The 13,211-nt window shown below is 38.9% G+C and carries 10 protein-coding genes; 2 read left to right on the top strand and 8 right to left on the bottom strand.

Translation table 11 applies throughout. The features are described from left to right. Nucleotides 1–5: 5 nt before the first annotated feature. The 5 genes from ADH99_RS02195 to ADH99_RS02175 all read right to left on the bottom strand — a co-directional run bounded on the left by ADH99_RS02195 (nucleotide 6) and on the right by ADH99_RS02175 (nucleotide 6,651). Nucleotides 6–1,064: an ABC transporter permease gene (locus tag ADH99_RS02195; protein ID WP_049554633.1), complete on the bottom strand. Its 1,059-nt coding sequence runs from the start codon at nucleotides 1,062–1,064 to the stop codon at nucleotides 6–8. A 1-nt stretch (nucleotide 1,065) separates the two neighbouring features. Continuing rightward, nucleotides 1,066–2,616, bottom strand: a complete 1,551-nt coding sequence (locus ADH99_RS02190; protein WP_005605262.1) for an ABC transporter ATP-binding protein — start codon at nucleotides 2,614–2,616, stop codon at nucleotides 1,066–1,068. A 100-nt stretch (nucleotides 2,617–2,716) separates the two neighbouring features. Further along, entirely contained in the window at nucleotides 2,717–3,775 is a 1,059-nt protein-coding gene (locus tag ADH99_RS02185) for a BMP family lipoprotein (protein ID WP_049554726.1), read from the bottom strand. 124 nt (nucleotides 3,776–3,899) lie between these two features. Next, nucleotides 3,900–6,344, bottom strand: a complete 2,445-nt coding sequence (locus ADH99_RS02180; RefSeq protein ID WP_049554634.1) for a DNA translocase FtsK — start codon at nucleotides 6,342–6,344, stop codon at nucleotides 3,900–3,902. Further along, nucleotides 6,337–6,651, bottom strand: a complete 315-nt coding sequence (locus ADH99_RS02175) for a DUF1033 family protein (RefSeq protein WP_049554635.1) — start codon at nucleotides 6,649–6,651, stop codon at nucleotides 6,337–6,339. Before ADH99_RS02175 ends, ADH99_RS02180 begins: the two co-directional genes overlap by 8 nt. A 98-nt stretch (nucleotides 6,652–6,749) precedes the next feature. On the opposite strand from ADH99_RS02175, the gene ADH99_RS02170 reads away from it, so the two are divergent. Both ADH99_RS02170 and yidC read left to right on the top strand, forming a co-directional pair. Further along, entirely contained in the window at nucleotides 6,750–7,022 is a 273-nt protein-coding gene (locus ADH99_RS02170) for an acylphosphatase (protein WP_049554636.1), read from the top strand. A gap of 68 nt (nucleotides 7,023–7,090) precedes the next feature. Then, the gene (gene yidC, locus ADH99_RS02165; RefSeq protein WP_244266359.1) at nucleotides 7,091–8,020 is read left to right on the top strand and encodes a membrane protein insertase YidC; all 930 of its coding nucleotides are present in this window, start codon (nucleotides 7,091–7,093) and stop codon (nucleotides 8,018–8,020) included. Nucleotides 8,021–8,267: 247 nt separating this feature from the next. Here yidC and ADH99_RS02160 read toward each other — a convergent pair whose 3' ends face one another. The 3 genes from ADH99_RS02160 to ADH99_RS02150 all read right to left on the bottom strand — a co-directional run bounded on the left by ADH99_RS02160 (nucleotide 8,268) and on the right by ADH99_RS02150 (nucleotide 13,199). Continuing rightward, the gene (locus tag ADH99_RS02160; protein WP_049554727.1) at nucleotides 8,268–9,995 is read right to left on the bottom strand and encodes an ABC transporter ATP-binding protein; all 1,728 of its coding nucleotides are present in this window, start codon (nucleotides 9,993–9,995) and stop codon (nucleotides 8,268–8,270) included. Further along, the gene (locus ADH99_RS02155) at nucleotides 9,982–11,748 is read right to left on the bottom strand and encodes an ABC transporter ATP-binding protein (protein ID WP_049554638.1); all 1,767 of its coding nucleotides are present in this window, start codon (nucleotides 11,746–11,748) and stop codon (nucleotides 9,982–9,984) included. The genes ADH99_RS02160 and ADH99_RS02155 overlap by 14 nt, the downstream gene beginning before the upstream one ends. Nucleotides 11,749–11,861: 113 nt before the next feature. After that, nucleotides 11,862–13,199 carry an MFS transporter gene (locus ADH99_RS02150; RefSeq protein WP_049554639.1) on the bottom strand — a complete coding sequence of 446 codons (1,338 nt, stop codon included), beginning with the start codon at nucleotides 13,197–13,199 and terminating at the stop codon, nucleotides 11,862–11,864. Between the last annotated feature and the right edge of the window lie 12 nt (nucleotides 13,200–13,211).

Here is a 13,211-nt window from a genome sequence, read left to right as displayed (position 1 = left end):
TCTATTTACCCCTTTCTTTTCCCAAAACTTGGAAATTTATCGACAATCACTTGCATTAAATAGTTCGCCCCAACAAAGAAAATAATAAAGGCAACTACAATAGATACAACCTCTGTAGGAATTTTTGCAAGTAGTGGCATGGAAATTCCACCAATCCGTAAAATTGCAAATACTAATGAAGAGAATAAGATTCCAAATGGATTACTTAGACCTAATAGCGCTACCGCCATTCCATCCCATCCAATACTTGGTAAGCTTTCAGAAGCAAATGCATGTTGGAATGTTCCTAATCCTTCCATAACTCCTCCAAGACCTGCAAGCCCACCAGAGATTAACATTGCTAAAATAATTGTTTTTTTAGCGCTCATACCGGAATACTCGGCCGCGTTTTTATTTAGCCCTACTGTTTTCAACTCAAATCCGGTTGTTGTCTTATTCATTAAAAGCCAGACAACAAACACAGCAGCTATCGCAATGAAGATTCCACCATGTAATGTAGATTTGCTTGTTAATTGATATAAGAAAGACATTTTTAAGCTAGCGGCTTCTGGAACGGATGCTGTAATTTCTGCTTTTTCTGTTAGAATTTCACGAATCACATAATTCACAATATGCAATGCTGTATAATTCAACATAATCGTCACGATAACTTCACTCGTATTAAAGTATGCTTTTAAATAACCCGCAATTCCTGCCCATAAAGCCCCTGCAAGCATCCCTACAAGAATACATAAAGGAAGTAATACAATTTTAGGTAAATCAGGGAAAAGAAGTCCTGTTGTAACAGAAGCAAACCACCCCATCAACGCTTGACCAGCTACCCCGATATTGAAGAACCCTGCATAACTTGCAAATGCAAAACCTAAGGCTACAAGAATCAGAGGCGTAGCTTGTCTTAAAGTTTCACCAATATAAAATGGTTTTCCTAGGGAACCTTTTAAAAGAGCTGAATAACCTTTAACAGGATCAAACCCAAATACCGCCATAATAATGGCCCCTACTAATAGCCCTAAAATAACTGAAAGGACAGGAATAAGGACTTTTTTATAACTCGCACCTTTCATTTTATAACTCCTCCTGTTTCATAGCTCTTACTTGTTCTCTTGTAGAACCAGCCATCAATAATCCTAATTCTGTTTCATTTGTTTCCTTAGTGTCTAACACATCCACAATTTTACCTTCATACATAACGGCAATTCGGTCCGCCACGTTTAAAATTTCATCTAGTTCAAAGCTCATTAACAAAACTGCTTTCCCTTTATTTCTTTGTTCAATAAGGCGTTTATGGATATATTCAATCGCCCCAACATCCAATCCCCTCGTTGGTTGTGCTGCAATTAATAAACTTGGGTCACGATCGATTTCTCGAGCAATAATCGCTTTTTGCTGATTTCCTCCTGAAAGAGAACCAGCTGAAATAGTAGGACTTGGTGTACGAACATCAAATTCTTCAATTAAGCGTTCTGCCAAATCGACAAATGCTTTTTTATTAAGGAATCCTCTTTTAGAGAGAGGTTCTTTATAATAAGTTTGAATTCCAATGTTCTCATCTAATCCCATTTGCAATACAAGCCCATGTTTATGACGGTCTTCTGGAATATGGCCTAGTCCCGTTTCCGTTCTTTGTCTTGTTGGCAGATGCGTTAAATCTTTTCCATTTAATTCAATTGAACCCTCTTCAATTTTTCTCAAACCTGCAAGAGCTTGAACGAATTCTGTTTGACCATTCCCATCCACCCCTGCAATACCAACCACTTCACCGTGGCGAACTGTTAAATCCAGACCGTTTACCGCATTAATTCCACGACTATCCTTTACAACTAAATTCTTAATTACAAGTGCGTCTGTCGTTGGTTTTGCAGCTTCTTTTTCCGTTTTAAAGGAAACTGAACGTCCAACCATCATATCTGCTAGTTCCTGATCAGAAACACTTCCCATTTCTACTGTCCCAATGACATTTCCACGACGAATAACAGTACAACGATCGGCTACAGCTTGAATTTCTTTAATTTTATGAGTGATTAAGAAAATCGATTTTCCTTCTTTCGTTAATTGCTTCATGATTAAAATCAATTCTTCAATTTCTTGTGGCGTCAATACAGCTGTTGGTTCGTCGAAGATTAAAATATCTGCCCCACGATAGAGAGTTTTAAGAATCTCCACTCTTTGTTCCATTCCCACAGAGATGTCTTCAATTTTAGCGTCTGGATCCACTACTAAGTGATACTTTTTAGACAACGCCAAAATTTCTTCTTTTACAGTATTTTTATTGATAAAACCGAATTTAGTTTGTTCTTTCCCTAAAATAATATTCTCAACAACTGAAAATTTCTTCACTAGCATAAAGTGTTGGTGAACCATCCCGATTTTCAATCGGTTCGCTGTATTTGGTGAATCAATTTTCGTTGGAACACCATTGACTTTAATTTCTCCCTCTGTTGGTTCTAATAAACCAGAAAGAATATTCATTAAAGTAGATTTTCCTGCCCCATTTTCTCCTAATAACGCATGGATTTCACCTTTCTTTAACGTTAAATCAATTTCGTTATTCGCAACAAAATCCCCAAATTTCTTCGTGATTCCTTTCATCTCAATCACAAATGTATCTTGTACCACTCTTCTCACCTCATAAATGATCTATGTATAAAAAAGTAGGAGTGAAGAAATATCCATTCTCTTCCACTCCTACTCCTCTCGTTTTAATCGTTAAATCTAATTAAGGTTTCGCAGGAACTTCTTGTTTTCCATCGATAATTGCTTTCTTATATTCAGCAACTTTTGCCTTAACTTCTTCCGTTAATTGACCATCTGTTAAACCAACACCATCATCTGATAATCCGTATACCACTTGTTCTCCACCATGATAGTTTCCTTTAGCAGCATCATCCGTAAATTTCATTAATGCCTGTTTAACACCTTTTAAAGTTGAAGTTAATGTAACATTACGAGAATCGTTGACCTTACCTTCTGCTTGTTGGTCTTGGTCTACCCCGATTACCCAAATTTTACGATCTGGATTTGTTTCAACGATAGATTTGGCTGCTGCAAATACACCTAAACCAGCACCACCTGCTGCCGCATAGATAACGTCGAAATCTGAAGCGTACATTGCTTCTGCTAAAGATTTAGCTTTTGCTGCATCAGAGAATGATTCAGCATATTGAATTTCAACAGTTGCATTTGGATTTACAGCTTTAACACCAGCTTTGAATCCTGCTTCGAATTTGTCAAGCGCTGGTCCGTGCATTCCACCGATGAAAGCAACTTTATTTGTTTTTGTAGTTAAACCAGCAGAAACCCCAGCTAGGAAAGCAGCCTCTTGGTCTCTATAGTTGATAGAAGCTACGTTTGGTTGTTCTACCACACTATCAATGATTGCAAAGTGAGCTTCTGGATTTGCTTTTGCTGCTTCTTCAACAGCTTTTTGTAATTTAAATCCGATAGCAAAAATAATAATATATTCATTTAACACTGCTGTGTTGAGGTTTGTTGTGTAATCAGATTCTGACTTAGAAAGAATGTAATCAACGCCATTGCCTTTTGTTTTACCACCATTGTTTTTACCCCATTCTAACAAACCTTCCCAAGCACCTTGGTTGAAAGATTTGTCATCAATACCACCAGTATCTGAAACCATAACGGCTTTAAAATTATCATTTGAACCTGAATTTGAAGCATTTGATGATGAAGATGAGTTAGTAGAAGAACCACCACATGCTGCTAATACAGCACTTGCACCAATAGATAAAGCGAATAAAGCAAAACTCTTCTTAATTTTCACAATAAAAAACCTCCAATAAATGATTTACTACAGTCATTCTATCATAAATAAAATGAAAAGCAAGATAAATCTTTCTATTGGAGGTAATTTTATCGAAAAATGTTCGTGTTTTACATTTCTAAGTATTTGTTTCAGTGGTTTCAGAAGCATTATTTTCACTGAAAACATGAACATTCACTTTTCTTCCTTTGCTTCCATCTGCAGGACCGACATAACCACGCGCTTCTAAATCGTCAATCATTCGTGCTGCACGGTTAAATCCGATACGGAAACGTCTTTGTAAGTAGGAAGTACTAATCGTTTCTTGTTCTTTTAATAATTCGATGACTTCGTAGAATAGTTCGTCTTCAGGTTCACTACCACCAGCAGCAGTTGTGTTTTCTGAAGGCATCATCGCTTCATCATACTCTACTTCTTGCTGATTTTTCACGAAATCAACGATACGTTCGACTTCTTCATCCGTTAAGAATGCACCCTGTACACGAATTGGTTTATTTTCACCCATTGGCATATACAGCATATCCCCGCGTCCTAAAAGTTTCTCAGCGCCATTAGCATCAATAATCGTACGAGAGTCTGTACCACTAGATACCGCAAAGGCGATACGAGAAGGAACGTTGGCTTTAATAATCCCTGTGATAACGTCAACCGATGGACGTTGTGTTGCTAGAATCATATGAATCCCGGCAGCACGAGCCATTTGCGCAAGACGAATAATCGCGTCTTCCACTTCATTACTTGCAACCATCATTAAGTCCGCAAGTTCGTCTACAATCACGACGATATAAGGAAGCGTTGGGTTATTTTCGCCTGTTTCACGGTTATATTGTTCGACATGAGCGTTATACCCATCGATATTACGCATTCCCATTGAAGCAAATAATTCGTAACGTTTTTCCATCTCAGCCACAACCTTTTGTAAGGCTTGCGCAGCTTTACGAGGGTTTGTTACAACCGGTGTTAATAGATGAGGAATACCATTATACACATTCAACTCTACCATCTTCGGATCAATCATCATCAGTTTCACTTCATGAGGCTTCGTCTTCATTAAAATACTTGTGATAATGCCGTTAATACATACGGATTTACCCGAACCGGTTGAACCGGCAATTAACATATGCGGCATTTTTGTAATATCGCAAAGACGAACATTACCCGAGATATCTCTTCCTAATGGTACGTCTAATGGTTTTGATGATTGAATAGCCGATTGAATGACATCGCTAAAGGATACAAAACTTGTTTGGCTATTTGGAACTTCAATCCCTACATAAGGTTTTCCAGGGATTGGAGCTTCGATACGAATATCTTTGGCAGCAAGTGCTAGAGCTATATCATCACTCAAGTTAACAATCTTACTTACCTTAACACCGATTGCTGGTTGAATTTCGTATTTTGTCACGGCTGGCCCTAGCATTGGGTTTGGCATGACTTTAGCATCCACCCCAAAACTTGCAAACGTACGCTCTAAAATACGCATATTGCGTTCCACAATCGTACGTTCATTTGATTGATCCGATTGTTGAACAGGATTCAGTAAGGTTACTGGAGGTAATTGATAGTCTTCATCATTTTCCTCGCCTCCCATTGCTAAATCTCCAATATCTTCCCCATCATCCTCAAACTCTGCTTCCTCTTGGATAGAGTTTTCTTGTGTTTTAGAAGCGATTGGCGATGGAGTTGAAACTACTGGTGTCACCGGAGAAACTGGCTCTGGAGAAACTACTGGCTCACTGTAGACAGGTTCATACAATTCCTGCTCCGTATCTACCATTGATTCATCTTCATAATCATCAAAGAAGGCATTTTTCATTCGGTTTAATAAGGAATGTTCTTTTCGCTCTTCCTTTACAGGTTCTTCTACTGGTAAAGATTCATCCAGATGGATTTCTGGATTTGGAGTATATAAATCCTCTTCTTCAAGCGCTTTTTGTTTTGCTTCTTTTTCTGCCTTTTTCTCAGCAATTTTTTGAGAAAGATTGGATACGTGAGTTCGAACAAAATTCATAACATCACTTAAATGAATATCAAAAATAAGTAAGGCACTGCATACTAGAAGTAAGAATACTAATAAATAAGTTCCCCATTGCGATACGAGGAAATAAGTTCCCGCATATAAAAGCGTACCAATGAGCCCTCCACCAAGGTTTTGAGAAATCATATTGGATGTAAAATCAACCATAAATCGATTCATCATCTCTTGAAATAAAGGAGACCCTGAACTCGTAAAGCTACTATAAGTCATTACGGATACAAATAGGAGTAACGCAATACTTGAGCAAACTGCTGCCACAGTCCATCTCCAAATAATTTTAGGCATTCGTCCTCTAAAGAGCATTCCAAATCCAGCAAGGATTCCGCAAACGCCTCCGAACACAAATAAATCTCCTATAAAGAAGCGAATGACGTTTGCAAAAAATTTACCCAAAAATCCCAGTTGAAATATTGCTAATAAACAATAGACAATCAAAAATACCGCTAACGCTTCTATAGAAAGTAAGGGATTTGAGTTTTGAGTATTTTTGCTTCTAGACGTTTTTTTCTTTGTTTGTTTAGCCACGTTCTTCTCCTTTCAAGTCTACTAATTGATTTTTTTCATCAACAATCATAATTCCATGAAAAATCTGAAGGTCACATTCACAAGGAACACAATAATCTGTTTCTACAGTGTTCCAAAATGCAACACAGCAAGATCCTTTCTCACGTTTTTCTGGATAGTTATCTTCAAAATTTTGATAGAGAGCCTGATAGGCACAAAGAGCCTCTTCAATCTCATCAAACTCTTCTGTCGAAACAATCATCTTTTCCCAGTCTTCAAAAAACCACCATGGTTCATCATGACCCACTGTTTCAATAACTTTAAACATGTTTTCACCTCGTATCTTAGTATACCAAATTTTAGGAAATCATGGTAATCTTGTTTCATAAAGATGACAAATTAATCATCATTTAAGGAGGTATTTCTATGATTACTCTACAAATTCGCGTCTGGGGACGAGTTCAAGGTGTTGGCTTCCGTTTCTTCACACAGCAACTCGCTATTCAACTAGAGATTACTGGAACGGTTCAAAACAAAATGGATGGTTCTGTCCTAGCCGTAGCTCAAGGAGAGCCAAACGCTGTCAATCGCTTTATTGAACGTGTAAAAGCATCCACTTCTCCTTACGGACGTGTCGACCGATACGAAGAATGTTCATTGATGGATGCACCTCTTTTTACAAAATTTGAAATTATATAAAGAACATTGCTATTTCAACGAAACCCGTGTAAAATAAGTCATGTTATTAAATGAAAAGGAAAGTGATTATGAAACTTACTAAAAAAACGCAACTGCTTTTCGTTGCAACTGTTCTTCCACTACTATTAGCAGGATGTACCGTGCAATATAATGCAGATCATCAACCCGTTGGATGGCTCTATGAATATCTAGTCGTCCCAACACAATGGTTATTAAATCAAATTGCTTCTATGTTTAATGGAAATTATGCTATTGCGATTGTTATCGTCTCCGTTTTAGTCCGTGTGGTTTTAATGCCAACACAATTCCATCAAATGAAATCAATGCTTGTCCAGCAAGAAAAGATGGCAGTTTTAAAACCATATATTGCAGAAATTACTGCTCGTGCAGAACAAGCAGCAACTCCTCAAGAAAAACTAGAAATTCAACAAGAGCAAATGGATCTATACAAGTTAAATAACGTCTCATTAATGGGCGGACTTGGTTCTGGATGTCTTCCACTATTAATTACACTTCCAATTTGGAGCGGATTATATAATGCAATCTTGCTATCTAACGAGATTTCAAGCAGTGACTTCATGGGAATTGCTCTAGGTAAAGAATTTGTTCCTTTAGCAATTGCTACTGCTGCCCTATACTACATTCAATCTCTCGTAAGTCAAATGGGAATGGATGAAGAAACAAAAAAACAAAGTCGTTCTATGAACTATATTTTACCAGTAATGATGTTTATGATGACTTTCCAATCACCTGCAGGGGTTGGTATTTACTTCTTTGCTTCAGCTTTAATTCAAATCTTACAATCTTGGATTCAAAACACATACTTACGTCCAAAAATTAAAGCACAAATTGACGAAGAGTTAAATCATGATAATATCGTTTTACCGGAGCGTAAAACACCAAGCAAACCAGCACAAAAAGCGACACAACAAGAAACTTTTGCAAAGCGCCAAAATAAACCAGTTGGAAGAAACGCTGGAAAACAAAACCGCAAATAATAACGCAAAATACCTTTGAGAGTCTTCTCAAAGGTATTTTTTTGATGCACTGTGTATCCTGCATGATACGTATCACAGATGATACAACTTTAATTCAAAAACTCCTTTTGTATCAATTTTGATACAAATCATTTTTGATACAGCTGAACTTTTCCAACTTATGATGTAACAATTATGTTACGTAACAAAATTGTTACACTTGCAAAAAAGACATAGCGTTTTTTCGCTATGTCTTTTCTAATGATTGTTATTCTTGCATCATCCCAGCTTGGAGTTGGTACATTTTATAATAGAGTCCTTCTTTTTCTAAGAGTTCCGTATGCGTTCCGCTCTCGACGATTTCTCCTTTATCGAGTACAAAAATTTGGTTTGCATCTTGAATCGTCGACAATCTGTGAGCAATCGCTAAGGTCGTTCTTCCGTTTCTCATTTTCTTAAGAGACGTTTGAATGACTTCTTCGGTTTGCGAATCGATATTAGCAGTCGCTTCATCCAGAATCAGGATTTTCGGATTGGCCGCAATCGTTCTAGCAAAGGCGATTAATTGGCGCTCACCGCTAGAGAATGTTGATCCCTTTTCAGAGACTTTATGGTCATATCCTTGTGGAAGTTGTTCGATAAAATGATGAGCATCTACGAACTCACTCGCCTGCTTCACGTCTTCGTCTGTGATGTCTTGGTACATGCGAATATTAGAAGCAACCGTTCCATGGAATAAGAATGGATCTTGAAGTACGAGTCCGATTTTATCGCGAAGAACTTCTTTTGAATATTGTTGAATTGGAAGTTCATCAATCAAGATTTCCCCTTCTTTAAAATCATAAAATCTTAAGAAGAGATTCATGATGGAAGACTTCCCTGAACCCGTCGACCCTACAAAGGCAACGGTCTCTCCTGGATTCACCACAAAATTAATATTCTTAAGTACATTTCGTTTCCCGTCATAAGAGAAAGTAACGTTTCTAAATTCAATCTTCCCGTCTTTAATCTCAGTAACCTTCCCAAGTTGTTCAGGTTCATAATCGGTATTATCGATGACTTCAAACACACGCGTTGCTGCAATCATCGACGTTTGAATAATCGAGAAGTTTTGTGTCACATCGATTAATGGATTAAATAACTGATTCGAGAATTGAATAAAGGCGTACATCACCCCAGCAGTCACTCCTGCTATTTCCCATGTAAGGCCAAAGTATAAAATAATGACCGCATAGGCAACGAGCTTCAAAAGTGACATCGCTGGGCGAAGGAACAAACTGTTCACGTTAATCGAACGATTCGAGAATTGCACATGTTCCTCGTTAATCTGTTCGAATTCACGTCTTAAACGTTCTTCTTGATTAAAGGCCTGTATCATCTTCATCCCGTCAATACTTTCTGCAAGCTTCACGTTAATCTCACTGAGCTTCTCACGCGTCTTACGAATTACGCTGTGAGATAAATGGTTATAAATTTTAACGGATGCAAACATCACCGGAATAAACAGAATCATTAAAATCGTAAGGCCAACATTCATACTAAACATCGCTGATAATGTCGCCACAACGATAAATATGGTGCTTAAAAACGTCGAGAAAATTGAGCTAAACATATCGCTAACTGCCTGTGTATCGTTCGTTAAACGCGACACGATAGCCCCTGCTGGTGTTGTATCAAAATACGTCATATTGAGTTTTTGCATGTTGGTAAAGGCCTCTTGACGCAAATCGCGAACAACACTGTTGGATACATAACTAAAAGCATAGGTTCCGATATACGTGAGTAGAACACGTAACAAGAATAATGAGTAGTAAACCATCAGGATCCAGTACCCTTCATTCCATACGCCATTATCAATATACGTATCGATATAATAACGAGCCATCAGCGGAATTACCGTTGCGGTCACACTGGATAAGAGGATAAATAAAATCGCAATCGTACTCGACTTCTTATAACGCCATAAGTAGGCGATGAGTCGATTAAAGGTCTTCATGTTCAACTGCGTCTCCCCCTTCCTCAAGTGTCGCTTCAAGCTGTTGACGGTCGTAAGTTTTGGCATACCATCCACCAAGCGCCATTAATTCTTCATGCATTCCTTTTTCCACAATACGTCCATCTTGGAGCACAATAATCAGGTCCGCATGCACAATCGCTGATAGACGATGCGCTGTAATCATTGTCGTTTTGTCGCTACGTTCACGTTTCAAGTTTTCTAAAATTAAATGCTCTGTCTTCGCATCAACAGCCGATAACGAATCATCTAGCATGAGAATTTCAGGATTCACAACGAGCGCGCGTGCCATCGATAGACGTTGTTTTTGACCGCCTGATAAAAGGACACCCCTCTCCCCGATTAACGTATCGAACCCTTCAGGCATCGCCATAATATCGTCATACAGTCCGCAGATTTTAGTAGCTTCTATCACTGCTTTATCAGGAAGTGTTGGATTTCCAAAACGGATATTGTCTTTAATCGACATTGCAAATAAAATCTGTTCTTGAGGCACATATCCCATAAGCGCACGCAAATCCTTCATGCGATAGTCTTGAATCGAGTGGCCATTCATTAAAATCTCTTCTTTTCCGGCATCATATTGACGAAGGAATAATTTTAAGAGCGTTGATTTTCCAGAACCTGTTGGGCCTACAATCCCAAGCGTTTGCCCTTGACGAAGGTGAAATGCTACATCTTCTAATGTTGGCACATCTTCGTATTGGAAGTTATGGATATCGACATCAATCTCACGTACTTCTGTAATCGGAAGTGCGTGAGGAGCTTCTTTTACTTCGCTTGTCTCGTCCATTAATGTTTCAATACGACGATACGAGATGCTTGCACGTTGACCGATATTTAGGAGCCAACCAATGGCTTGAAGCGGCCATACAAGCATATCTAGATATGTCATGAAGGTAATCATTTCTCCTACCGTAAATTCGCCCTGTTGGATTAAATACCCACCATACCCCAGGCTAATTAAGTAGCTAAGTCCCACGAAAATAAGAACGATTGGATCGAATAGATTATTAAATTTCGCAGCATGATTATTCTTCTTCCATGCATCTTGGTTCGTTTGCCAAAATGACGCCGTTTCTTTTTCTCCATATCCAAAAGATTTGGTAACTTTAATCCCAGAAACACTCTCGTTTACATGGTTATTCAGCAGTGAGAAAGCTTCTTGCGATTCTTTGAAACTTTGATGTTCCGCACGAACTACAATATTTGTCGCAATCGCCAGTAGCGGCAATGGAATAATCGCAACGAGCGTCACACGCCAATCGAGCACAAAGAACATCGTCGCTAGCGTCACTAGCGCTGTAATCGAAGCATCGACAGCCGACATGACACCTCCACCAGCAGTCATGACAACAGCACTCACGTCATTGGTGGCATGAGCCATTAAATCTCCAGAACGGTACTTTTGATAGAAACTTGGAGACATCTTTGTGAAGTGATCGTATAGACGATTGCGAAGTCTCTGTCCTAGCGAGTTTGCAGTCCCGAAGATGAACAGTCTCCATACAAAACGAAGGCCATACATGGCTACTGCTGAAAGGAGTAACAGCAATAAGTTCCATAGTAAAGACGATGTTGTTAAGGTCTTCAGGTCAATGGCATCGACAACTTCCCCAATCACTCTTGGTGGAATCAGATTCAGTACACTAACAAGAGATAATGCAAGAATCCCGATAGCATATCGTTTCCACTCTAATTTAAAAAACCACGATAATTTCTTTAGTAAATACATTTTGCTCTCCTTTCACACGTCTATCTATTGTACTATAGTCCTCTTTTCATTTCATATGATAAGTACTAAAAAAGGCAACCCTTCTCCCAGTAGAAAAGGATTGCCTCACTATTTTAATTTTTCTTTTGCGTTTGCGGATAAATCCACAAGAAAACAACAAGGGCGATCACCGCAAGTGTCGTTACAAAGATGACACTGATTTGTCCTGCTGTTACTAAGTTGGAATCAAAAGAGCTGAAAATACGTGCGATAACAGCTGTTGAAATCGCACCAGTGAACTGTTGCAATGTATTCACAATACTATTCCCATCTGCTTGAATCTCTGAATTTAATTGCGCTAACGAATAGGTCACATTGCTTCCCATTACAAATCCAATCCCTGTCATAAAGATTACGTTTAGCGCTAAGAGTGGATAAATCGTTAACCCTGGGAAGAAGACGCTGATGGCTACTCCCCCAACAACCGCAAATACTAATCCCGTTAAGATTGGCTTTAGCGGGCCTGATTTATCATACCAACGACCCGACACAACAGATAATACCGCAACCATCGCAGCCCCAGGGAACATGAAGAGCCCAGCCACTGTGGCTGTTTCTCCCCACGCTAATTGAATAAAGTTTGGATAAATAAACGATAAACCTAAGACGACTGCTTGGAAAGCTAACACGATATAAAGTGTCGCATTAAAGCGAACAAGCTTGAATGGTTTAAACGATAAGAGTGGATTCACTTGGTTAAAGTAAAAGAATGCAGCAAAGGCCACAACTACTACTCCAAGGTAGATGACGGATAAATGTTCAATCGCCATCAGTAAACTTGCGAGCCCAATCCCTAACGTTACAAACGCCATAAAGTTGAATGGTTGTTTCTTTGGTGACTCTTCCGCTTGAATCGCCCAAAGTCCCATCACTAATGAGAAAATTAGGAATGGAATCAATGCATAGAAAATCGCACGCCATCCAAACATACTTGAGACGACACCACCAAATGTTGGTCCGATTGGTGGCGCAAGAGCGGTCGTCATTCCTCCAATTCCAATCACTGTTCCATGTTGGTGCAAAGGTACTTTTGTCAATACGATATGGAACATTAGTGGAAGTGCAATTCCTGTTCCAATCCCCTGCATAAAGCGTCCGAGTAATAAAATCGCTAAGTTTGGTGAAATACAGTCAATTAAGACCCCACCGATAAATAAAAGGTTCGCTGCCAAGAAGAGTTGGCGAATTGTGTAGTTTCGTGTTAAATACGCCGTAATCGGCACGACAATGGCAATAGCCAGTAAGTATCCTGTTGTTACCCATTGAATCCCTGAAGAATCTGTATTGAATTCTGTCATCAATGTTGGGAAGGTAACGTTCATTGCGGTTTCAATCAGCACACCACAAAAGCTCATAATCGCAGTTGCGACTACCGCTGGAATGACATGCCATGTTTTCGTTTGATTTCCCATTGAGTTCTCCTT

Origin of the sequence: Granulicatella sp. 572.rep1_STHE (assembly GCF_001073445.1) — a bacterium.
GTDB classification, from domain to species: domain Bacteria; phylum Bacillota; class Bacilli; order Lactobacillales; family Aerococcaceae; genus Granulicatella; species Granulicatella adiacens.
Note: the sequence above shows the minus strand (reverse complement) of the source record. Positions and strands in the feature narration are given on the sequence as shown.

Excerpts from the sequence above, each read along its gene's own strand:
- ADH99_RS02195 (WP_049554633.1), bottom strand. The coding sequence starts at position 1,064 with ATGAAAGGTGCGAGTTATAAAAAAGTCCTTATTCCTGTCCTTTCAGTT.
- ADH99_RS02175 (WP_049554635.1), bottom strand. The coding sequence starts at position 6,651 with ATGTTTAAAGTTATTGAAACAGTGGGTCATGATGAACCATGGTGGTTT.
- ADH99_RS02170 (WP_049554636.1), top strand. The coding sequence starts at position 6,750 with ATGATTACTCTACAAATTCGCGTCTGGGGACGAGTTCAAGGTGTTGGC.
- yidC (WP_244266359.1), top strand. The coding sequence starts at position 7,091 with ATGAAACTTACTAAAAAAACGCAACTGCTTTTCGTTGCAACTGTTCTT.
- ADH99_RS02160 (WP_049554727.1), bottom strand. The coding sequence starts at position 9,995 with ATGAAGACCTTTAATCGACTCATCGCCTACTTATGGCGTTATAAGAAG.
- ADH99_RS02155 (WP_049554638.1), bottom strand. The coding sequence starts at position 11,748 with ATGTATTTACTAAAGAAATTATCGTGGTTTTTTAAATTAGAGTGGAAA.
- ADH99_RS02150 (WP_049554639.1), bottom strand. The coding sequence starts at position 13,199 with ATGGGAAATCAAACGAAAACATGGCATGTCATTCCAGCGGTAGTCGCA.